The organism is Pirellulales bacterium (assembly GCA_019694455.1).
GTDB lineage: Bacteria > Planctomycetota > Planctomycetia > Pirellulales > JAEUIK01 > JAIBBY01.
The window spans coordinates 196,941-219,808 of the sequence record JAIBBY010000002.1; the positions used below are offsets into that span (position 1 = coordinate 196,941).

Here is a 22,868-nt window from a genome sequence, read left to right on the forward strand (position 1 = left end):
TAGTAGCGCATGCCGCCATAGGAATTTCCGGCGTTCGCCATCTCGAACAATCTAATCTTCGCGCGCCCTCGGCTTCCAACAAATATTTCCGCAAATCCAATTCGTCATGCGATCGCCCCCAGCAACTCAACGCGCTATTGGGCCTGGAATCGGCCCTCTGGTTTGACTCGCGCGGGGGTGGGGTTCAGAATGCCAAGCGACTTGGCGTTATTCCCCGTCGTGGAGAGCTTTTGCGATGCCGCGTTTTCTTCCGCATCTGGCGATGGCCGCGTGTCTTGCTTCTATGGCGGCCGCTCCGCTCGCCTGGGCCGACGATCCTTGGCTGGTTGTCGAAGGCGACGCCGGACCCGGCAAAGGCAAGCACATCGTGCTGGTGAGCGGCGACGAAGAATATCGCTCGGAAGAAGCGCTGCCGCAGCTTGCCAAGATTTTGGCCAGGCATCATGGCTTTCGCTGCACGGTGCTGTTCGCCATCGATCCCAAGGATGGCGCGATTGATCCCAATGTGAACAACAACATCCCCGGCCTCGCGGCGCTCGACGACGCGGACCTGCTGGTGTTGTTCACGCGGTTTCGCAAGCTGCCCGACGAGCAGATGCGGCACATCGCCGACTATGTTGAGTCGGGCCGGCCCATCATCGGCATGCGGACCTCGACGCACGCTTTTGACCTGCCCGCCGGCAGCACGTACGCCCGCTATGGCTGGAACAACAGCCAGTGGAATGGCGGCTTCGGTCGGCATGTGCTGGGAGAAACGTGGATCAACCATCATGGACATCACGGCCACGAGAGCACGCGCGGCGTGATCGCGCCGGGGGCGGCCGAGCATCCGATTTTGCGCGGGATCGCCGATGGCGACATTTGGGGACCGACCGACGTGTATGGCGTGCGCCTGCCGCTCGACGAACATTGTCAGCCGCTGGTGCTGGGCCAGGTGCTCACCGGCATGCAGCCCGACGATCCACCAGTCACCGGCAAGAAGAACGACCCCATGATGCCCGTGGCTTGGACGCGCAAGTTCAACACTCCAGCGGGCAAGGAAGCGCGGGTGTTCGCGACGACGATGGGGGCTTCGCAAGACTTGCAGAGCGAGGGGCTGCGCCGGCTGTTGGTGAACGCCTGTTACTGGGCAGTGGGGTTGGAAGGCCAGATTCCCGAGCGATCCGAGGTGGGCCTGGTGGGCGATTTCGCACCTTCACCGTTCAAGTTTGGCGGCGCCCGGCGTAACATGCGGCCGGCCGATTACGCCAAATAACTTGCCGCAATCGCAATTTCTACGCGACCGGTATGCACCTATCAGCCGACGGAATAGGATAAGGCGATCGTGCAGGATGCGCGTCTCCCGCACTCGGGCGCCAATGGCTGGCTTCCTTTGGGAACTTGATAAGGCACAGTTGCCATGGCGATCGATCAAGAGTCTATCCTGCCCGCAAGAACGCGACCGGCACGTCCGCGCCAGCAACCAGCGATCGATGAGGTTGCTGCCTCGACCGCGTGGATTCAACGTCCGCGCGGCACAACGCCGGCTAAATTGCTGTGGCCCTATGCGATTGGCGTCGGTGGCACACACCTGTTGGCGCTATTGGCGTTTGTGCCGTGGCTGTTTAGCTGGACTGGCGTGGCCCTCGCGTTTCTAGGGCTGTACGTCTTTGGCACGCTGGGCATCAACCTTTGCTATCACCGCTTGCTGACGCACCAAGGCTTCAAATGTCCGCGCTGGTTGGAGCATGGTTTGGCCACGCTGGGGGTGTGCTGCTTGCAAGACACGCCGGCGCGCTGGGTGGCGATACATCGGCTGCATCATCGCGATTCAGACCAGCAGGCCGACCCGCATAGCCCGCTGGTCGATTTGGCGTGGGGGCACTTCACCTGGCTGTGGGTCGAGAACCGCGAGACCAACTCGGTGGCGACCTACGACCAATTTGCCCGCGATATCTTGCGAGACCCCTATTATTTTCGCCTGGAACGGCGCTTGAATTGGCTCTGGATCTATGTGGCGCACGCGGCGCTATTTTATTTGGCGGGTTTCGTGATCGGCCTGGCGACGACCGGCCAGATCATGGGGGGCGTGCAATTTGGATCGAGCCTGCTGGTGTGGGGCGTGTTTGTGCGCACCGTGGCCGTGTGGCATATCACCTGGAGCGTCAATTCGCTGACGCACCGCTGGGGCTACCGCAACTACGAAACGGGTGAAAACAGCCGCAACAACTGGTTCGTGGCGCTGGTCAGCAACGGCGAAGGCTGGCACAACAACCACCACGCCGACCAACGCGCGGCGGCCCACGGGCACCGCTGGTGGGAGGTGGACATCACCTGGTTGACGGTGCGCCTGCTAGCGGCCGTGGGGCTGGCCACCGACGTGGTGCGTCCGCGGTCGTGGAACGCTGGCAAATAGCGATCTGGCGCCGCTAGCAGTTCAATTGCGGGAGACCTCAAACCCCGCCCGGCCACGCTTGTTCACCGCTGGTGCGCAATCGACGCCCACATCGACCACCAAGCGCACCCACACGCACGGTTTGCCGGCGTCGTCGGTCTGCACGTCGAAGGCCCGATGCGTCACTCGCCCCGCCATGCGGCGCGGCGTCCGCGCTCGCGGCGAATGAACCGAGCAAGCGAACTGGTCTCCCACGGCGGGCAGAGCGCGGCCTTGCCAATCGAAGTAGACGGCGGAGCCGGCTGAGTTGCCGAGCGAATCGCGAAATTCCACAAACAATCCTGCCGCAGTGGCTTTGCGGAGCTCCATCTCACAAGCCTCCTTTCTTGCGCCCAAGACTGAACCCGTTGAGGCCGAGAATAGTTTGCCGGTCGCGCCGCGTAAAGCGAAAATCGCCAGGGCGAATTACCGGTTCTTGGCTTTCATATTGACACGGCGCGGGCGGGCGCGTTATGTCGCGCGCGAAACTATCGCCGCGCCAGCGCGTCGCCACTAGAATGCCGATATGCACCGCTGTACTGATGGCCGCTCAAATGATCTGCTGCCGCGCTTTGGCTTGCGCGCGCTGCTGCTGGTTGTCGCGCTCTTGAGTGGCCTCTTCGCGCTCGGCAGCGCGATCGGCGCGCTTGGCGCCACGGTGGTGACCTGGTTATTGCTCTTGGCCGCGGCGCATGTCCTTGGCAACTCGTGGGGCTCGCGCACCTTTCAGTCGCGCGGCAGCCAACACGAAGACTCAGGCGCCGCGCGCGACGACGGACTGCCGACGCCGCTGCCCATCATGGACACCGATGCGATTGCGCTGCGACATTCGCTGACGGACGAACGACCGCGGCAGATTGGCGGCGCGATCGGCGCCTTGGCGCTGGGGCTGGCCGGCGGTGGGTTCTTTACCAGCTTTTATTGGTCGCAGGCGACGCTGGCGGGCGTCTTGGTGTGGTTCTTTTCCTGCGCCGTGGTCGGCGCGCTGGCCGGATTCGTATCAAGCGGCCTGTTGCAGGCGTTCGCCTTGGCGATCTCGCTATCCCAAGGCGATGGCATGCCAGCACGCTCGTGAGTCTTGGCCGCGAAGCTGTGTAGACCACCAGGTTTCGCTATTTGCGCGGTAGGCGGGAGTGCTTGGCGAAAATTCTTGCCCAAGCGGCAACTCTTCTTAATCGCCCCAACCGACATGGCCGATATAGCTGACGGAACCCTAATCTCAGCCTCGCTGGGGAACCGCGATGTCGCGCTCGAGCCGAATAGTAATCGTCTTTGTCGCCAGCATGTTGGTCGTGACTGGCGCATACGGACAAGAAGAGTCCGAATCATTCACGCAGCGGATCAGCCGCTTCGGTCGCAACCTTTTTAATCGAGCGCCCAAGGAGCAGCTTACGGAGGATCCGTACGAGGCGCCGCCGCGCGCCCGTGAAGGTAGCGCGATGCCGCGCGAGCCTTTCTCGGCCGATGCGGTTCGCGGACAGCGCTTTTCCGATCCTCAAGAGTCACCACGCCGAACGACGCAGCCCGCGCCCGCGAGCAGCGCGGCGCCCCAGGCGCCGCAGCGCCGCGCGCCGCGTGCCGAGACGCAGTCCGCTCAGGCGCCGCCGCCGGTTCAATCGAGCCGTCGCACCGCGCAGCCCGGTTATGCCCCCGCCGGTCCTGAGAGTGTGGGCGAAGTTCGCCCGCCGCGCCGCCCCGTGCAGGTCGAACCCGACGGAGTCGCTCCCGACTCGCTCGATGATCTGCCGAGCAGCCCTCCCACTTCAACCACCATTGAATCGCGCGATGCTCCGCGGCGCTCGTTGCAGCAGCGTCTAGACGACGCGCGCCGTTACACGCCAGAGCCGCAAGCTGCTCCGGCGACCAGCGCGGCCGCGACTCCAGCACGCCCGCCGCGCGTGGAGCCCGCCGCGCCCTTCGCACGCACTGCCCGCGTGCCAGAGTCCGCGCCGGCCGTGGCCGAGGCCGCGGTCGCCAAGAATCCGCATGTCATTATCTCGCAGCAAAGTCCTTCGCTCACGTTGGAAACCGTGGGGCCCGAGAAGATTCGCGTCGGCGCGGTGGCGGCGTATCAAATTGTGATCCGCAATACGGGCGCGATCGACGCCGATGAGGTGCTGGTCGCCATCAAGCTGCCCGACGGCGCCGAATTGGCCAATACGCATGCCAGCGAGGGGACGACGCACCCCGGCGCCACCAGCGACGGCGGCGCGACGCTCGAATGGCACATTCCCTTACTGCGCACACAATCGAAGGCCGAACTGGCCGTGCGATTGATCCCGCACAAGAGCCGCTCGTTCGATCTGGCGGTGAATTGGACCTCGGCGCCGATCGTTTCGCAAACGTCGATCGAGGTGCAAGAACCCAAACTGGTGATGACGCTGGCCGGTCCCGAAGAGGTCTTTTTCGGCGAGCGCGAGTTGTACAAACTCACCCTCTCCAATCCCGGCAACGGCGACGCCGAGAACGTGGTGGTGCGCTTGCTGCCGACGAGCCCCGGCGACGGCGAAGTGGTTAGCCATCAGGTGGGTGTGTTGGCGGCGGGCGAGAACAAGGTGGTCGAGCTTGAGCTGACCGCCCGGCAGTCGGGCAATCTGCGGCTCAAGGCCGAAGCCACCGGCGATGGCGGACTGCAGGCCGCGGTGGACGAAGAAGTTGTGGTGCGACGCGCCAACATCCAGGTCGCGGTCGATGGTCCGCCGCTGTTGTACGCCGGCACCATTGGCGCGTATCAGGTCACGGTGGCCAACCCGGGCAACGCGGTGGCTAAGAATGTGCAAATCGCCGCGGTGCTGCCCACCGGCGCCAACTTTGTGTCGGCCACCGAGGGTGGCCAATACTCGCGCGAACAGGGACGCGTGGTTTGGAACACCACCAATCTGCGGCCGGGCGCGCAGTGGACCGGTTCGATTCAGTGCGAACTGGCTCAGCCGGGCAGCAACACGCTGCAACTCATCGGCACCGCCGAGGGAGACTTGCGGCACGTGGCCACTCTGGACACCGAGGTCGAAGCGCTGGCCGACCTGACGTTGACAGTGCAAGATCCGCAAGGCCCGGTGCCGGTGGGGCAAGACACCTATTACGAAATTCGCATCCACAACCGCGGCACCAAGGCCGCCGATGGCGTCGAGGTGGTGGCCTTCTTCTCTCCCGGCATTGAGCCGATCGAAGTGGAAGGGGGCGAACACGAGATTGGTCCGGGCCAGATCGCCATGGCGCCGATCGCCAGTTTGACGCCGGGCGAGGAACGAATCTTCAAGATTCGCGCTCGCGCCCATCGCGGTGGCAATCACGTGTTCCGCGCCGAAGTGCAGTGCCCGACTTTGGAGACAAAGCTGGCGGCTGAAGAGACGACGCGGTTCTATGGCATTGACGTACCGAATGATGCCGCGGACAGCCAACCGGCGTCTGCGGCGGCGCCTGACGCCACGGAGTCGGCGCAGGATTCGGCGCCGGCCGATGAGGAGGCGACCGCCGAAGCAGGCTCAGCCGCTGAATCAGTCGAGCCGCAAACGGCTGACGAAGCCGCGCCTGCGCCGGCGGGCGAGTCGACGCCGTAATTGCCGCCGAAGGGCCACCTGCTCTCTCTTCGCTTGCGCGCACTGCTGGCGCCAGCGAAATGTCGGTTCAATCGCTCGGGCCATTGCACTATACTCCCGCCCCCTGACGGCCCCGGGCGCTAGCAGCGTCGATCGCCGGCGAGCCATCGCGCTCGGCGCAGCCGCGGCCGTTGATCCCGCCTCCGACATCGACCAGGGAGCACGAATGGGCGCGGTCCGCATCGCCCAATTCCATTTTGCGCCGCAGGCGAAGAGCGCCGCGCTGCTGGCGCGCGCGATGGCCGTTGCCCTGACACTCGCCGTATTAACCGGCTGCGGCACCACCCGCTGGTCCGACACGCAGCGCACCGCCACCGAGCAACTGCTGCTCTCCAACGCCATCGACAAGGCGGTGTCAGAATTCAACTTTGGCATTCTCGCGGGGAGAGAAGTCTACTTCGACGCGTCCTATCTCAAGGGCGTGACCGACGAAAACTATATTGTCAGTTCGATTCGCCAGCACCTGTTGGCCAGCGGCTGTGTGCTGCGCGAGGCAAAGGACAAGGCCGAGTTCATCGTCGAGGCCCGCTCGGGCGGAGTCGGCACCGACCGCAGCGATCTATTGTTTGGTCTGCCGGCGGTGGCGGTGCCTAGCGTGCCGGGCGTGCCGTTGCCGTCCGCCATTCCCGAGTTGCCGCTTGCCAAGGCGACCAATCAAAAAGCGGTGGCCAAGTTGGCCGTGTTCGCTTACAGTCGCGAAACAGGCCGGCCAGTGATGCAAACCGGCATTGATCCGGTGACCAGCACCGCGCGTAACAGTTGGTTTTTTGGCGCCGGCCCATTCCAACGTGGCACCGTCTATGAAGGCACCAAGTTCGCGGGGGACCAATTCGAAATCCCGATTATCGGTGGCCGAAATGACGAACCGCATCAGATGCCGTCGATACCGGTCACCGCAGCGGTGGCGTTTCCGCAAAACCTGCAAACCGGTCCCGGCGGCCAACAGTTAGTCACGCCCGGTCAACCGGCGCCGCCAGCAGTCGAATCGGCCTCCGATCGTGTCGCCCGTTTGCCACGGCCGGCTGCCGCTCTGCCAGCCAATCCTTCGGCTCCAGTCATTCCGTCCGCCGCGAACGGAGCGCCGCCGCCAGGCGCGCCAGCGCCTCGACCGACGCCCGTGCAGGCGGCCCAATACCTGGCGCCCGCCGACAACGATGTGCAAGGCACAAGTTCAGGGATGCCTGACAAGCGCTCGGCGCGTTTGGATTTTTCGGGATGGGGCAATTTTCTGAAGCGCGAGAAGTAGCGCAAGGGCCGCTTCAGCCCGCCGGCTCAAACACCAGCGGTTCCTCCGAGTGCGGGTCGCGAATCCGAATCGACATCTGCCCGCTCAATAGATCGTTGAGCAAATTGCCCACCACCTCGGCCCGCCAGCCCCGCGCGAGGCCGGGCAACTCGTCGGTGTCGCTTTCGCCCAGCCGGTAGGCCACGAAGTCGCGCACGTCTTGAGACGTGCCGACAATGCTCGGCGCCACCTCGGCCGAGCGGCAGATGCTGTTGAGCGCCGACGCCAAAAACTGCGCCACCATGTTGAGCTGGCTGTTGCTCTCGCGGCGCACGAACTGCGGGCACTCGTCGTCGGGCAGTTCGATGCCGCGGCGAATCGCCGCAATCAAATGTGGCAGCGAGCGCTGCAGGTCTCCGCGTTCCATGCCGCGGACGGCGCGAATTTGCTTTTCATCGGCGCTCTTGCGTTTGGCTAGTTCCACCAGCAGGTCGTCGCGCAGCACGCGCTTGACGGGCCAATTGCGACGTTCGGCCTGCTCTTCGCGCCAGCGCCACAGCTCGCGCAGAATGGCCAGCTCGCGGCTCGACAGATTGCCGCTGCCAGAAACGCGTCGCCAGCGTTCGCGTTGGCGCGAGGCGCGCAGTTCGTCGAGCCAGGCGTCGGTTTCGGTCTGCAGCCAGGCCAGGCGGCCGAGCTTATCCAGCCGCTCGTAGAGCCGGTTGCGCAGCAATTCCAAGTCGCGCACATCGTCCAAGGCGTAATCGATTTGCTGGGCCGACAGCGGCCGTTTGCGCCAATCGGTGCGGGTCTCTCGTTTGTGCAGCGTCTTGCCGAGCACGCGCCACATGAGCGAGCCGTAGCCGGCGGGGTATTCGATGCCGATCAGCCCTGCGGCCAACTGCACGTCAAACAACCGCTTGGGGGGCGCGCCGACGGCATCCAGGCAGAAACACACTTCCTCGCGCCCGGCATGCACGATCGTCTCGTGATCGCCGCTGGTCAGCATCTTCCAAAACGCGGATGTGTCGCCAACGGCGATGGTGTCGATGGCCGCCAACCGGCCCGACGCCGCGACCTGGATCAAACACAATTCGGGTCGGAAGGAATGCTCCGAAACAAACTCGGTGTCGAACGCGATGGCCGACTCGGAGGCCAGCGATTCGCAAAGCTGCTCAAGTTCGCGCTCGGTGGTGATGGTCTTGGTCTGCACGGCGGCGCCTCGCGCTGGGGTCATTCGGGGAATGTCGAAGGTTTACAGAAACAGCCACGCGTTGACTAGCAGGATGGGCAAGAGCACCAACACGCTATGCAGCAAATAGCCAAAAAAGCTCGGCATCGGCACGTCCGACGATTCGGCGATGGCCTTGACCATGAAGTTCGGCCCGTTGCCAATGTAGGTCATGGCGCCCATGAACACGGCGCCAAGACTGATGGCGACCAACAGCGGCTCGGCCACTCCCGCGACCAGCGTCTGACCCGATGAAGGCAGCGCTTGCGCCGTTTGAAAAAACACCAGGTACGTGGGGGCATTGTCGAGCACCGCCGACAGCGCGCCAGTGACCCAAAAAAATTGACGCGGCGTGGAGAGGCCGAGTTCGCCGCCGCGTACCGCCAGGATCGCCAGCGCGGGCTGCATGCAGATGAAGATGCCAAAGAACAGCGCCGCCACTTCGATGATGGCGTCGAACGTGAAGCGGTTGGCGACGCGCAGCGCCAGCGAGCCGGCGGCGAGCGACACCGCCACTAGCCCGAGTTGAGTCGCCTCGCGCAGATAGAGCCAGGCATGCCAGCTTGTGCCAGGGACCGCCTTGCTCGGATCGAACAGCGCCACCGAAAGGATCAACAGCACCAGCAGCGGCCCCTGTAGCGCCAGGCCGTGAACGCGAAGCTGGCCGGCCAGTTGTTCATCGCGCTGGCGGTCGCGGACTGCCTCGCGGGGGTAGGCGAACAGCCAATCCCACGCCAGATAGACGGCCAAGAGCGCGCCATTCACAAATAGCCAACTTGGCCACAGTCGCAGCGTCCACAAAAAATCGACCCCTTCGAGATAGCCGAGAAACAAAGGGGGGTCGCCCAGCGGCGTCAACAGGCCGCCGCAATTGCAAACCACAAAGATGAAGAACACCACGGTGTGCGCCACTTGCCGGCGTTCGCGATTGGTGTCGAGCAGCGGACGAATGAGGAGCATGGCGGCGCCCGTCGTGCCGATGAAGCTGGCCAGCAGACCGCCAACGGCGAGGAACGCCACATTCACCAGCGGATGCGCCAACAGATCGCCATCGATGCGAATGCCTCCCGCGATGGTGTACAAGCTGAATAGCAGCACGATAAACGGGACGAACTCGACGAGCAGGGCATTCTCGAGCACGGTGCGGCCCACCTGCCATGATGGTCCGCTGGCCGCCGCCGGCACAACCGCGTGCGAAACAAAATGGCGCTCGACCGCGCCAACGTGCCACCACAAATAATAGGTCAGCGTGGCCGCCGCCATGCTGGCTGCCACTAAAAACCGATTGCGGTTGTGCTCCCACCAATGCGCCAGCGCCGGAATGAGCGGCAACACGGCAATTGCCCCCAATAGCGCGGCAAACGGCGCGACGGTCCAGAGCGGCGGGGGCGTGGCTGCATGCTGATGGTCGCCGCCAGTCGCTGCGTGGTCGGCTTGATGACCGCGTTCGGCCACGATCCTCGCGGTCGCCGTCTGCGGCCAACCGGCGACTAGCGCCGCGCCGTAGCCGACAAGCAGTAGCGCAATCGCGGCGACCATGGCTCGATAGCCACGTAGCGCTTGAAAATGGTCGTGCGGAACATGGCTCATGGCGCAGGCTCCTCATTGGCGCGCAGCCAGTCGAATCGCGCCGCCAGCCGATCAAATTCCGCTTCGATCTCGCGCCCCTCGTAAAACGACAACCAGCCGCGCAGTCGCCGGGTTTCCCCCGGCCCGCAATCGGCGAACTGGGGGTCGGAGTGCAAACAAGGACAAGGCGCGTTGCCCCAGGCGCGATGACAACCTTCCCAGGCGGTGATGATCCAGCGCTGGCCCGTCGCATCGCGCGCCGCGGCAAAGGGGGCGCGATAGCGTTTGTTCGTTTCCGTTTGTTCGGCAAACCCCTCGGCTTGACGCAGCATCACGCAATTTTGCACGCGCAAATCGCTTAAGGTGGCGCTGGTCCCGTTGCGCAACCAAAGCTCAAACCGCACGCCATCGGTCTCCACATTTGCCCGCGCGCCAAACGCGACGCCGTTGGGCAGCACCCGCTCAATTTCCAGGCCGCCGCCAGGCGCGGTCCGCCATTCCAACGGCTCCAGCTCAATCGCTTGGCGCGACCACACGGTGGGAACATGCGTATGCGCCAAGTATAAGAGTCCCAAGTTCGACCAGATCGCCTCGGGCACATCAACCACCACATAGCTAGCCGCGTCCCAAGGCGTGAACACGCTCACCTTGGTTTCGCGCTGCGGCCCCACGGCGCCATCCAAAAAGCCGATTCGCGGGTGACGCCCTCCGGGGTAGGGGAGCACGACTAAATTGCGTCCCGACGTCGACACCTTCGGCAATGGTCCAAGTCGCGCGCGCGCCGCCGCGGTCTCGTCTTCGCTCATGCCGGTGGCGATGCTGATTTCGCGCGGGGTCAACCGGTGGTGGTCCATGATCGGCAGCCAGCGGCGCAGTTCCGCGTCGTCTTGTGGTTTGCGGGCCGTGCCCGCCATGGCTGTGGCTTCGTCGACCGTGGCCGTCGTGGGCTCGGCGGCGATTAGCGCACAGCCGGCCAGCCAAATCCCAATCGCCATCATGTGCCAAGAGTTGCGCATCGAACTGGCGATTGTACTGACCAGCCTCTCGGGCGGCGACTGGGCGCGCCGCCACCAGAACGGACGCGAATTTGCTACATTGCCACGTCCTCTCCCTTGTGGTCCCCTGATCGAGCAAAGTAGTACGACCATGCGAGAAGTGTGGCTGCGCGGCAATACGCGTGCGATCGGTCTGATTCGTGGCGTCGCCGCACTGGTCGCCGGCGTGAGCTTTTTCATCGCCGCCGCGCTCTACCTCGCCGGGCATTGGTTGCCGGCGCTATTGGTTGCCATCTCGGGCGTGTTCGACGTGGTGGCCGCCATATGGATTGGGGGGCTGCACGGCGCCCGCATCGAGTATGCGCATGGCGACCTGCTACTGCGGCTGCGCGCGGCCGGCGGCGCCGAAATCGTGCCGATCGAAGAAGTAGAGTGCTTTCTGCTCGGCCGGGGCCCCAGCTTCTTGCCGGGCGAAAAACATGAAAAAACCGAAACAGTGACGCTGGTGGTGCGGCTGCGCCCGCAGGCGGAAGAATACGCCAAGCGAGAGGTCGATCCTCGATTCGGCAGTTGGTGCGAGTCGAACATCATTATTCGGGGAACTTGGTGCGAGCCGCTCACCATCGAACTGGCGCAAGCGCTCAACGATCGACTGGTGGCCCGCCAGCGCGAACTGCGCGCGGGAGTCGCGCGATGACGGGGCTGTTGGTGAGCGTCCGCAGCGCGAGCGAGGCGCGCATAGCGCTGGCGGCCGGCGTCGACGTGATCGATGTGAAAGAGCCGAACCGCGGTTCGTTGGGCGCTGCATCGACCGAAACCATCGCCGAGATAGTGCAGGTCGTCGGCGCCAGATTGCCAGTGAGCGCCGCGCTGGGGGAATTGCTCGATTGGTTGCCCGCAAATGCCGCTCAATTGCCCGCTGGCTTGACTTATGCCAAGTTTGGTCTTGCCGGTTGCGCAAAGGAGGCCAATTGGCCCGACCTTTGGCGAGCCGCCGCCGGTTCGCTGCCGGCGAGCGTTCGTCCCGTAGCGGTGGTCTATGCCGATCACCTAGCTGCCTGCTCGCCGACGGCCGAGGCGATTGTCGCCGCGGCCGAGTCGATTGGCGCCGCTGCGGTGCTGGTCGACACGTTCGACAAGCGTGGCGGAAATCTGCTTTCGCATTGGACCATCGACCAGGCGCGCTGGCTGATCGATCAGGCCCAGAGCCGCAAGTGGCCGTCGGTGCTTGCCGGCTCGCTCACGGCCGATGCGATCGCCCCCCTGTTGCCGCTAGCGCCCTCGCTAATTGCCGTGCGGGGGGCCGCTTGCGCGCACCATCGCACTGGCGAGATCGATGCCGCGCGCGTGGGTCAGCTTGTGCGACTGGTCAACTCTTCCGGACTCTTCAGGTCAACGGCAAGACCGGCGCATTTTTCGCATGGTCCGGAAAAAATTTCTTGACGCTTGTCGATCGCGCTTGGATATTCTTACTTGTTCTGGTCAGTGAACGTTTGGGATGAGTCTCTTTGGGCAGGTTCTAAATTGCGGCTAGTCGTCCGCTCGCGAGTCATTCGGCCGCTGCGTCCAATTCACCGCCTGCTCGAAGCGCGTCTTAGGAGTTTCGTCGTGCCTCAATCCGTGCTGGAAGCCATCAAGTCGGGCGTTTGGGACTATGAGCCCAACAAAATCAGCGCCGATCAATTCGTGCCTACCCGCGCCATGCCGGGCAGCGGTGAGAAACTAGAAATCCTCGCCGAACGTCTGCGGAGCGGAATGCCGCTTTGGCATCCCTCAGATCGGCTGTATCACGATGAGAAGGCGATTGATTAGCGCACCCGCCGAACACGTGAGTGGATCGTCGACAAGCAAACACCTGGGGCCACTGCCATCGTTTGAGAACCAGGTTGCCGGGTATTGGCAGAGCGCTAACGAGCGGCATCGCGAAACTTGAGCGCTCGGCCCGGTGGCGCCTCCTCGATCTCTGGCAGCGCGGCGCCTTGCTCAATGATCGGCCGCCCCGCCACTACAACATGCTCGACGCCGGCCGACAGGCGCTGCGGATCGGCATAGGTGGCCAGATCGGCGACGGTGGCCGGATCGAAGACCACCAGATCGGCAATGGCGCCATTGCGCAGCACGCCGCGCTGCGCCAGACCGAACCGCTCGGCCGGAAAGCTGGTCATCTTGCGCACGGCCTCTTCCAAGGAGAATAGTCTGCGCTCGCGAACCATCCGGCCGAGCATGCGTGTTGCGGAACCGGCCACTCGGGGATGCACTACGCCATCAGGGAAATAGATGCCATCGCTGCCGAGCATCATCCGCGGATGCGCGAGAAACGGCTCCACCGCTTCGTCACCCGAGACATGGAACACCATCAGCACGCAAAAGTTTTCGTCGATCAACAGGTCGGCCAGCGCGTCGCCCAACGACTTGCCGCTCGCGGCGACGTACGACGCCAGGGTGGCGCCTTGCCACGATTGATTCTCGCGACTGCCGACCCAGGCGATGGTGAGCTGATTGAGATTCAGGCCGTAACCCTCCACGGCGCGAGCAAATCGGTCGCGCACCAAGGGATCGGCCAGCCGCGTTGGCGCCGCCAAGGGACCGTCTTCCCACACCTCATACGGCAGCAGCATGCCCAATAGGCTCGACCCTGGCATATAGGGATAGATATCGAACGTCAGATCGACATCGCGCGCGGCGGGGGAGTCGATCAGGGTGAGAATCTCCTCGGTCTCTTGCGCGGTGGCCGCCTTGAGGTGCGAGATGTGCACACGCACACCGGCGCGGCGGCCAATTTCAATCGCCTCGCGCACTCCCCATACCGTTCCCCGCTTGTAGCGCACGTGCGTGACATACACCCCTTCGTGGCGGGCCATCGCCTCGGCCACGCGGGCAATCTCGTCGGTCGAAGAAAAACATTGCGCGATATAGTCCAGCCCGGTCGACAGCCCGGCGGCGCCGGCGTCCATGGCGCGGCGCAGTTCTTCGCGCATCAAGTTGATTTGAATATCGTCGGCCGGGTCGCGCCGCCAACCGCAGGCCAGCACGCGCAAATTGGCGAAGGGGACGAGCGGAATCGTGTTCTGGGCGGTTCGCCCATCGAGCAGCGCCATGTAATCGGCGATCGAGCGCCAACCGCGATAATCGGCCGTGCGCAGGCCGTCGAGCGGACGCAAATAGTGAATCCAATCGCGCGCGGTCTCGGGCGTGAGCGGCGCGTAGGAAATGCCGTCGCTCATCAGCACTTCGCTGGTGAAGCCCTGGCTCGTCTTGGGCAACAGGTGCGGCGTCTTGAGCAACCACCCTTCATCGTGATTGTGAACATCGATGAACCCCGGCGCGACCACGCGCCCGGCCACGTCGATCACCCGCGCCGCGCCGGTGTCGATGGCGCCAATCTCCGCGATGCGATCGCCGGCGATGGCCACATCGGCGCGATAGCCCGGCCGACCTGTGCCGTCGATCACTGTCGCGCCGCGATACAAAAGGTCGAACACGTTTAAGCCAAAGCCTCGTGGGATGGCGCGTCGCGGCGCAGGGGTCGGGCCAGTTGGGCGGCAACGACCGCCAACGCGGCCAGCGACACACACGCGCCAACATAAAAGGCGGTGGGACGATACCACATGGTCACGACATGTCGACCTGCTGGCACGCGGACGCCGCGAAATGCGTGATTCGCCTTGAGCAGCGGCGCGGCGCCGCCGTCAATGGCCGCGTGAACGCTGGTGGCATGCATATCGGCCACCACTAAGAGGCCCGGCGTCTCAGTTTCGACCTCGATCTCTAGCGACGAGGGGCTTGTCTCGCGCAAGGCCACCTGGGCCGGCTTAGTTGGCGCTGGGCCAATCTGCGGATCGGTGTCCACAATCGCCAAGCGTCGCGCGTCAAAATCGCCGGCATGGATCGCCTTCACGCGCTCGTGCGGCGAATCGATGCGCCGCGCGTCGTACACCAGCCACGCGCGGGGGAGCGGATTGCGCACGCGATATAAGCGCACGGGATCGTCGCTCACCAGTTCCGCCGCGGCCAGCAGGTGCGCGGGCAGCGGCTCGACATCGCTGATGTGCGTGATCGCCGCTGCCTGCAAATAGCCCAGCGAGATGTTGCGGTCGGTTGCCAGCAGGTGCGTCATTTCGGCGGGTGTCACGGCGTCGAATTGATTTTTGATCGTGGCCACGCGCGCGCCGTGTAGCAGGTGATAGTTGGCGGCCAACGTCAAAAAGCTGTTGCGCAGCCGCTGCGGCGACCAAAAACGCTCGTCGTGTTCCGGGTCGGCGCCTTCGATCTGACCGTGCATCAGCGGCAACAATCGAAAATGCCCTTCTCGATGGGCCGCTGCCAAGATGGCCGGCGAGGCCGTTTGATCCCAGCCCGGCGGCGCCAGGCAATCGGCAAAGGTCGGGCTGGTCACCGCGAGCGCCGCCACCGCCGCGACGATGGATCGAATCGGCAGCGATCGCGACAAAACAGACAGCGCCATATCGGCCCCAAAAGCGATCAACACGCTGTACGCGAGTGTTGACACGAGCAAATACAAACTGGGCCAGCGAAACCAGGAGAACACCGGCAGATAGTAAAAAATCCAGGCGACGGGCGTCGCGAAGGCCACCAGCAAGGTCAACAGCAGGAAGCCCCCCCAGAAAAGCGCCTCCGCGCGGTTGCGCCAAGCGAACAGGCCATACAACGCCAGCGCCGCTGCGGCCAGGTATCCCCAATAAAAGGCAGATAGCGCGGCGACGCCGCTTACGCCGACCGTCATGAGTTGCGGCAGCGTTTCGACACGATTGTAATACACGGCCTCCCAAGACAGCGACTCGGACCGGTGCGAGTTCCAAAAAAATTGCAGCGTCGGCAGCAGCTGCACCATCGCCAATAGCGCCGGCAGGCCGAGCGCGATCATGCCGCCACGAAACAAGCTCTCCGGCTGCTTTCCAACTCGAAAGCAGAGATAGGCGGCCTCCAGCGAGAACGAGAAGAGTGAGCCGTTCGGAAAGCCGGCCAACAGCATGACTCCGTTGACCAGCGCACACCACCACAGCGCGCGCGGGTCGCCGGCCGCGTGGCGATCGATCAGCCACAGCGCTAGCGGCGCCCAGCACATGGTGGCGATGACGCCCGGAATAACGTGCAACGCCATGAGCGGCGCCGAGCCAAAATAGCCGCACGCGCCAATTGCCGATGCAAAAGGGGATGCGCCGCGACCGACCAAAAACACATACATCGTCAGACCGGCGATCAGGTAGTGCAGCGCCATCCAAATGTCGTGCATTTCTGGCGACGGCCACAGCACGTACAGCGCGAATAGCGGATAAGCGACGCCGGTTTGCCCATCGGAGAACAGCGGAAAACCGCACTCGGTGGCCGGCGTCCAAAACGGCCAATGCCCCGCGCGGATTTGCTCCGCCGCGTGCAGCCGGTTCGGCAGGTCGTTGAGCGCGATGTCGACCAGATACAGATTGCCCGGCAGCAGGAACAAGGGCCCCGCGAAGATCATCCAAACCAAAAACACAATCAACAGGGCCAGGCCATGCGCGGCGCGGGGGGCGCCGCCATCATCGCGGCGCGGGGCGGCAAGGACGGTGTGACTTTGGGGGAATGTGCGGGTCGCAGCGAGTTGAGAGGGTGTCATGCGGTGTCAGCGGCTCAAACGGGCTGGGGCGGATTCACGGTGGGTGGCGGACGCCCGTATTGTCCCTGGGGGCGATGCACCTAGATTCATCCAATCTGGCAGCCGATGCAAGCCTGCCACGCTGGTACGTCGCGCCGTGGCAAATAGAATGGCTGATGGCTTGCGATTCCTCTCCTTCCCCCAATACCGTGTGGCCGATGACCGATTGCCAGGTGCCGATGGTCGATCTGCGTGCCCAGCATGATGAGCTGGCGCCACGGATCGAGGCCGCCATGCGCCGCGTCATTGCCAGCGGAAACTTCATTCTCGGCGAAGAGGTCGAAGCCTTTGAACGCGAGTTCGCGAGCTTCTGCGGCGCGCGATTCGCCATCGGCGTCAGCTCGGGCTTGGCCGCGCTCGAACTCGCGCTGGAAGCGGTCGGCGTCGGGCCGGGCGACGAGGTTATCACGGTGGCCAACACCTTTGTCGCCACCGCGCTGGCCATTCATCATCGCGGCGCCACGCCAGTGCTGGTGGATGTCGACGAGCAGACCGCGCTAGTCGATCCGGCGCATCTGCTCGCGGCGATCACCGGGCGCACCAAGGCCATTCTGCCGGTGCATCTGTACGGACAAATGGCCGACATGGAGGCGATTGGCGCCATCGCCCGCGCGCACGACTTGGCAGTGGTCGAAGACGCCTGCCAGGCGCACGGCGCCGCCTATCGCTCGGCGCGCGCGGGAACGCTAGGCGACGCCGGCTGCTTTAGCTTCTACCCCACCAAGAATCTCGGCGCGCTGGGCGATGGCGGGCTAATCACCACCAGTTCGCCCGAGCTAGCCGAGCGGCTGCGGACCAGCCGCAACTACGGCCATAAGATCAAATACGTGAGCGAGATGGCTGGCCGCAACGAGCGGCTCGATCCGCTGCAGGCCGCCGTGCTGCGCGTGAAGCTGCAGCGCCTCGACGACTGGAACCACGCCCGCCGTCGCGCCGCCGCGCTGTACGACGAGTTGCTGCAATCGGCGCCGGTCGGCCGACCGGTGGCGCTGCCCGACCGCCAGCATGCGTGGCATTTGTATGTGATCCGCGCTGAGCGCCGCGATGAGTTGGCGGCACATTTGGCCGAGCACGGCATTGTGACCGGCGTCCACTATCCCGTCCCGGTGCATCGTCAGCCGGCACTGGCCAGCTATCCCTTGGCGCGCCAATCATTCCCCGTGACCGAGCGGCTGGCGGGCGAGTCTCTTTCGCTGCCGATGCATCCGCATCTGACCGACGCGCAGATTCGGCGGGTTTGCGCGTCGATTGAGCAGTTCTACAGCCAGCGACCGCAGCGCCAGCGCGCCAGTCTGGCCGAGGTCAGGTCGTAACGCCCGGCGCCGCGCGCTCCGCGGCGCGCTGCGCGAGCAATTCTTCGATCGCCGCCATGACTTGCTCTATGGTGATGACCCGTGTGCAAACAGGATCGCGACAGGGGGAGCGGCGGTGGTTGAAGGCGTTCAGGCACGGACTGCACGCCAACCCGGCCCAGAGCGCGCGGCTGCGCGGTGAAAGCGGCGCATAAAGCTGCGGCGTCTCTGGTCCAAAAATCGTGACAATCGCGATCTCGGTGAAGGCCGCCATATGCGCCGGCCCCGAGTCGCTGGTGACCAATAGGTCGGCCAGGGTGAACAGCGTGGCCAGGTCGCGGATCGTGGTGTCTCCGGCGAGCGACGTGGCCCGCTGCGGCGAAATCTCACGGGCTAGCGCCGCCGAAACCTCGCGCTCGCGCGGCAGACCGACTAGCGTCAGTCGGGCGTCTGGGTCGTCAGCCAACAGTCTCTGTCCCAGTTCCAAAAACCTTTCGCGCGGCCATCGCCGCAGCGGCAACAGATCGAGCAGGTTGGGGTTGAGCACAAACAGCGGCATGCCGGCGCGCCAGCCGAACCGCTCGCTCAATAGCGTGGTCATTGAATTGATTTCCGCGTCGGTCGGCGCAAAGCGCGGCAATTGGTAACTGGCCAAGTCGACGCGCTCCTTCAAAATCACGTCGGCCGTGGCGGGGGCGTCGAGCGCTGCGACCAGACTCAAGAATTGCGCGCTGGCGTGCTGGTAGTAGTTCACGGCCACGCGATGCGTGAACAGGTCGCCGCGGTACAACCCTTCGATCGTATAGCGGTGCAGTCCCGCGCGCGTCCGCGCGCCGGACAGGTAGGCCAATAGCGCCGACACGCGCGAAAACCCTTCCAGGTCGACGATGCAATCCACTCCCTCGCGGCGGCAGCGGCGCATGAAGCGCCAGACATCGGCCGCGAACGTGAACAGATTCTGATCGCGAATCGAAATCAAATTCTCCGGCGGAAAAAAGCCCGCCAGATCGTGCATTTCGCGATTCGTCTCAAGCATCAGGCAGAAGACGTTTGCCCGACCGACGCGAACGGCAGCCGACTCAAAGGCCGGCATCGCCAGCGCAATGGCGCCCATCTCCGAGAGCTTGATGAACAAGATCTTGCGCGGCGCGGCGTCGGCGCGGCCTGCGCCCAACCAGTCGGCCACGCGCCGCCAGCGCGTGAGGCACCAGCATAAGACGATGCCGATCCAATAGTCCAGCGCGCGGCTCTGCTGTTCGTTCATCGCAGGCGCCTTTGGTCGGGCCACGGTGCGCTGGTTGCGTCGATCATGGGACGGGGCTGGCGATCTTGTGAATCAGGCTGGTGGTTGAAAAATCGCCCTGCATCGGCGTCAGGCGCACTTCTCCGCCATAGGCCAGCACGATCTCGTGACCGACCACTTCGTGTACCGCATAGGCGGCGCTCTTGGCCAATATTTCGGGGCGTAGCTGCGCCACCAGCGCTGCCACGCTGGTGTCGTCGAAGATCACTACGTGGTCCACGCATTCCAGCGCCGCCAGCATATGGGCTCGGTTCGCCTCATCGAGCACGGGGCGGCCGGGGCCTTTCAACTCGCGTACGCTGCGGTCGCTATTGACACCCACGACCAGGCAATCTCCCAGCGCTCGCGCGTCTTCGAGCGTCACGATATGCCCGGGATGCAAGAGGTCGAAGCAGCCGTTGGTCATCACGATTCTTTGGCCGGCCTGGCGGCGCCGCGCCAAGGCGTCTAGCAGGCGCGGCAACGGCAACACCTTTTGTCGGCTGCCGCGGTAGCCCAGCGATAGTTCGTCGATCAACTCCTGCCGGGCGATCGGCACGGCGCCGAGTCGTTCGACTTCCAATCCGCCGGCGACGTTGGCCAGTTCGATCACGTCCGGATAGTCGAGTCCCGCCGCCAGTCCAAAGCCGATCGTCGCCAGCACCATGTCCCCCGCGCCGGTGATGTCGTACACCTGGCGCGGCCGCACCGGAAACAATCCCTGTCGCCCATCTCGCCCGCGCCAGGCCATGCCATCGCGATCGAGCGTGACGATGGCGTTGTCGACGCCTTGATCCAGCAGAATCTGCGCGGCGGCAAGCGCCGCCTGGGGCGAGTCGATTGTTTGACCCGTGGCCAGCGCCGCTTCGAGCCGATTGGGCGTGATGCACTCGCAGCCGGCGTAACGGCCATAATCGCCGCCGCGCACCGGATCGGCGACGACGCGTTTGCCCAACTGGCGCGCCGCGTCGACCAGACGGGTGACCAGGCTGCCGGCGCAGGCGCCCTTGTTGTAGTCGCTGACCAGCACCAGATCGACATCGTCCAGTCGCTGGCAAGCGCGATCAGCGAGCGCCGCGCTTTGTGCGGCGGTCAGTGGCCGCGCTTCTTCGTAATCGACGCGCATCATCTGCTGAGGATGGCGGCTCTGCGCGCGGCCGAGCAGACGTTCTTTGACCGTGGTGGGGCGATCGTCGACCTCCACGAGTCGGTCGTCTCCGATGTTCAATTCGCGCAACAGCGCGCGAGCGGCCGCGCCATCGGCGTCTGGGGCCAGCACGGCGGCCAACTCCACTTCGGCGCCGAGCGCACAGAGCATGGCGGCCACGCTGCCGGCGCCCCCTAACCGCGCCTCGCGATGATCCACCTTGAGTAGCGGAATCGGCGCCTCGGGGCTGATGCGCTCGACGTCGCCCCACAAATAACGATCGAGGATGACGTCGCCCACCACGAGCAAGCGTGGACGAAGCGGCTGATTCAGTAGCGCGGCGAGTGCGTGCGACATGCGGCCGGGTGATGGGCTATAACCGGGGTGCGACGCATCCATTGTAACTGACGGCCGGCGATCGGCCCCTATTTCAGGCCGGGGGCCGCCTTGAATGTGGCGATCGGCGCGCCGTCGGCCACGTTCCACACCCGCACCTCGCCGTCGTATCCGCCGGTCGCCAGTCGCTTCAATCCGTCGTGGTACGCCAAGGCGTACACCCAATCGGCATGACCGGCGTAATTGCGCGTCTCGGCGCGACTATCCAGCGCGTGCTGCCGCACGGTGTGATCGGCCGAGCAGCTAAAGATTTGTCCCCCCTGGCAGTCGACCGCCAGCACGTCTTGCCCGTAGCCGCCAATGTCCCCCACCAGTTTGGCCTCGGCCACGCTCCACACATGAATCTTCTTGTCGCGCCCAGAGGTGAGCACCTGCGTGCCGTCGGCGTTAAAGTCCACACTGTAGACGATCTCGGCATGGCCCGGGTAAGTGATAATGGCGTCTCCCGTCTTGGCGTCGAACACCTTGGCTGTCTTGTCGCGACTGGCGGAAGCCAGCTTTGAGCCATCGGGACTCCAGGCGATCGCCATGACCCAATCGGCATGATCTTCGATCAGCACCTCTTGCGCGCCGGTGGCCACATCGAACACGCGAATCGAACGGTCGGCGGCGCACGCCGCCAGTTTGGCTCCATCCGGACTGAACGCCACGTCGAGCGCCGAGTCGCTGAGCGACACCAAATGCCGGACCAGCGAGCCATCGGCGGTCGAGAACAACCGCACTTCGCCCAGCGATCCTGGCGTGCCGGCGGCCACGGCCAACAGCGCGCCATCCGAACTATAGGCCAACCCATAGACGCGCTCGGCGATGTTCCCAATCCGCTGCAACAGCGCGCCGTCGTTGGGGTTCCAAACCGTGACTTCGTGATAGCCGGCCGCGGCCAACCGCGCCCCATCGGGAGAAAACGCCAGCGCCGTCACCGGCAAGGCGACGCGATATTCAGGCGGAGCCGCCGGATGCGTCGCCGGCGGAACGATCGACGCCAAAGTGGCTTTGGGATCGTCGGCGTCGTACTTGGCGCCTTCTTCTATCCAGCGCCGCACCAGGGCCACTTGCTCGGGCGAGAGCGGATCGGCCTCCTTCGGCATGCGCTCTTCTGGCTCCTCGCTGGCGATCAATCGCAGCAGTTCGCTTTCGTCGGGCTTGCCCGCCGAGATGACCGGCGAGCCGCTATAGCCATCTTTCAGCACCCGCTCAAAGGTGTGAATCTGATACTCACCCTTGGGATCCTGTTCGCCGTGGCAGGCCAGACACTTGTTGATGAGTAGCGGAGCGATCTGATTCTTGAAGCTCACCGGTTCCTCGGCGCGCAGCGAGCCGGCAGGCAGCAGGCCCAGGCCAAGTATCAGAGGGAAACAGCGCGCAAACCGGTGCATGAGCGGCCTCGGTCGAGAGGACTATTGGCTAGATCAGCGAGGCGAGATGGACCGCCAAAGCGGCCACTAGGCGCCGTGCGTCAGTATGACCGGCGGGCGCGCGATTGCAACGTGGCGAGCATCAACACAGGCGGTCGCGCCAACAGAAACCGCGCAGCGCCAGCGCGCGAATCGGGAGCAAGTTGCATGGACTGTTGTGGGGCGGACTATTTGCGGTGGCGAATTCGCGATCGCATGCGGCGCTTTTTGCGACCTAACTTGCGCCGACCCTTACCCGATTTCTTAACTCCCACAACAGGCTCCGTAGGCGATTCAAATAGCGTAATCAAGTCAGTAGCACGGTGAGCATAGCACTGCGCCAAGCGACCGACAAGCGGCTGCTAAACCACCGTGAGCCATCTGGGACTGCCAGTTTGGCAGCCCGGTCGGCGCATGACAAACGGGCAGCGCATAATTGGCAGCGGCTGGCTGCGGTTGTTAGACGGGAGCGACCCCTCGAAATCCGCCTTCCGCTAAGAAGCGCTGGTTTGGTGACGCATTGAGGCATGCCCGGCATAGTCTTTGCTCCTAGCAAACACGCTCAGTTGCCGGGCGTCAAATCGGCATTTTTGGGGCCTGTTTAGCGGGTCAGACCGCCACGGCAAAGGGCAAACCATAAGCTCGACGTCGCCGTTCAAACGGCGCATCGCG

At 64.3% G+C, this 22,868-nt stretch carries 18 protein-coding genes; 9 read left to right on the top strand and 9 right to left on the bottom strand.

The genetic code is table 11. The features are described 5' to 3' along the window. Positions 1-262: 262 nt before the first annotated feature. Complete coding sequence (locus K1X71_02125) at positions 263-1,255, top strand: ThuA domain-containing protein (GenBank protein MBX7071920.1); 993 nt, start codon at positions 263-265, stop codon at positions 1,253-1,255. Between the two features lie 144 nt (positions 1,256-1,399). Next, a complete protein-coding gene (locus K1X71_02130) occupies positions 1,400-2,395 on the top strand; it encodes a fatty acid desaturase (protein MBX7071921.1) in 996 nt (331 codons plus the stop codon). A gap of 21 nt (positions 2,396-2,416) precedes the next feature. On the opposite strand, the gene K1X71_02135 is transcribed toward K1X71_02130, so the two are convergent. Then, positions 2,417-2,743 carry a hypothetical protein gene (locus tag K1X71_02135; protein MBX7071922.1) on the bottom strand — a complete coding sequence of 109 codons (327 nt, stop codon included), beginning with the start codon at positions 2,741-2,743 and terminating at the stop codon, positions 2,417-2,419. Positions 2,744-2,939: 196 nt separating this feature from the next. Here K1X71_02135 and K1X71_02140 point away from each other — a divergent pair, with 196 nt between their 5' ends. The 3 genes from K1X71_02140 to K1X71_02150 all read left to right on the top strand — a co-directional run bounded on the left by K1X71_02140 (position 2,940) and on the right by K1X71_02150 (position 7,258). Next, on the top strand, positions 2,940-3,488 hold the full coding sequence (locus K1X71_02140; GenBank protein MBX7071923.1) for a hypothetical protein: 549 nt from the start codon (positions 2,940-2,942) through the stop codon (positions 3,486-3,488). A 166-nt stretch (positions 3,489-3,654) separates the two neighbouring features. Continuing rightward, positions 3,655-5,973 (top strand): DUF11 domain-containing protein, encoded by a 2,319-nt coding sequence (locus K1X71_02145; GenBank protein ID MBX7071924.1) that lies wholly within the window; start codon positions 3,655-3,657, stop codon positions 5,971-5,973. 205 nt (positions 5,974-6,178) lie between these two features. Then, on the top strand, positions 6,179-7,258 hold the full coding sequence (locus K1X71_02150; GenBank protein MBX7071925.1) for a hypothetical protein: 1,080 nt from the start codon (positions 6,179-6,181) through the stop codon (positions 7,256-7,258). A 13-nt stretch (positions 7,259-7,271) separates the two neighbouring features. Here K1X71_02150 and K1X71_02155 read toward each other — a convergent pair whose 3' ends face one another. From K1X71_02155 to K1X71_02165, 3 genes are read right to left on the bottom strand one after another with little or no spacing between them, the layout of a single operon-like run. Further along, a complete protein-coding gene (locus K1X71_02155; GenBank protein MBX7071926.1) occupies positions 7,272-8,474 on the bottom strand; it encodes an HRDC domain-containing protein in 1,203 nt (400 codons plus the stop codon). 18 nt (positions 8,475-8,492) lie between these two features. Further along, positions 8,493-10,058: a sodium:proton antiporter gene (locus K1X71_02160; GenBank protein ID MBX7071927.1), complete on the bottom strand. Its 1,566-nt coding sequence runs from the start codon at positions 10,056-10,058 to the stop codon at positions 8,493-8,495. Continuing rightward, on the bottom strand, positions 10,055-11,053 hold the full coding sequence (locus K1X71_02165; GenBank protein ID MBX7071928.1) for a hypothetical protein: 999 nt from the start codon (positions 11,051-11,053) through the stop codon (positions 10,055-10,057). Before K1X71_02165 ends, K1X71_02160 begins: the two co-directional genes overlap by 4 nt. Positions 11,054-11,183: 130 nt before the next feature. On the opposite strand from K1X71_02165, the gene K1X71_02170 reads away from it, so the two are divergent. The 3 genes from K1X71_02170 to K1X71_02180 all read left to right on the top strand — a co-directional run bounded on the left by K1X71_02170 (position 11,184) and on the right by K1X71_02180 (position 12,844). Further along, positions 11,184-11,729: a hypothetical protein gene (locus tag K1X71_02170; protein ID MBX7071929.1), complete on the top strand. Its 546-nt coding sequence runs from the start codon at positions 11,184-11,186 to the stop codon at positions 11,727-11,729. Continuing rightward, a complete protein-coding gene (locus K1X71_02175; protein ID MBX7071930.1) occupies positions 11,726-12,475 on the top strand; it encodes a (5-formylfuran-3-yl)methyl phosphate synthase in 750 nt (249 codons plus the stop codon). Before K1X71_02170 ends, K1X71_02175 begins: the two co-directional genes overlap by 4 nt. 165 nt (positions 12,476-12,640) lie before the next feature. Further along, positions 12,641-12,844 (top strand): hypothetical protein, encoded by a 204-nt coding sequence (locus K1X71_02180; GenBank protein MBX7071931.1) that lies wholly within the window; start codon positions 12,641-12,643, stop codon positions 12,842-12,844. Positions 12,845-12,939: 95 nt separating this feature from the next. On the opposite strand, the gene K1X71_02185 is transcribed toward K1X71_02180, so the two are convergent. Beyond that, positions 12,940-14,514: a D-aminoacylase gene (locus K1X71_02185; GenBank protein ID MBX7071932.1), complete on the bottom strand. Its 1,575-nt coding sequence runs from the start codon at positions 14,512-14,514 to the stop codon at positions 12,940-12,942. 2 nt (positions 14,515-14,516) lie between these two features. Then, positions 14,517-16,646 (bottom strand): hypothetical protein, encoded by a 2,130-nt coding sequence (locus tag K1X71_02190; GenBank protein MBX7071933.1) that lies wholly within the window; start codon positions 16,644-16,646, stop codon positions 14,517-14,519. A gap of 155 nt (positions 16,647-16,801) precedes the next feature. Between K1X71_02190 and K1X71_02195 the strand changes: the two genes are divergently transcribed. Then, positions 16,802-17,998 (top strand): DegT/DnrJ/EryC1/StrS family aminotransferase, encoded by a 1,197-nt coding sequence (locus tag K1X71_02195; GenBank protein MBX7071934.1) that lies wholly within the window; start codon positions 16,802-16,804, stop codon positions 17,996-17,998. On the opposite strand, the gene K1X71_02200 is transcribed toward K1X71_02195, so the two are convergent. The 3 genes from K1X71_02200 to K1X71_02210 all read right to left on the bottom strand — a co-directional run bounded on the left by K1X71_02200 (position 17,988) and on the right by K1X71_02210 (position 22,178). Next, positions 17,988-19,241, bottom strand: coding sequence for a hypothetical protein (locus K1X71_02200; protein ID MBX7071935.1), 1,254 nt, complete (start codon positions 19,239-19,241; stop codon positions 17,988-17,990). The genes K1X71_02195 and K1X71_02200 overlap by 11 nt on opposite strands. 43 nt (positions 19,242-19,284) lie before the next feature. Next, entirely contained in the window at positions 19,285-20,763 is a 1,479-nt protein-coding gene (locus tag K1X71_02205) for a bifunctional heptose 7-phosphate kinase/heptose 1-phosphate adenyltransferase (protein MBX7071936.1), read from the bottom strand. A gap of 68 nt (positions 20,764-20,831) precedes the next feature. Continuing rightward, positions 20,832-22,178 (bottom strand): hypothetical protein, encoded by a 1,347-nt coding sequence (locus K1X71_02210; GenBank protein ID MBX7071937.1) that lies wholly within the window; start codon positions 22,176-22,178, stop codon positions 20,832-20,834. Positions 22,179-22,868 lie beyond the last annotated feature (690 nt).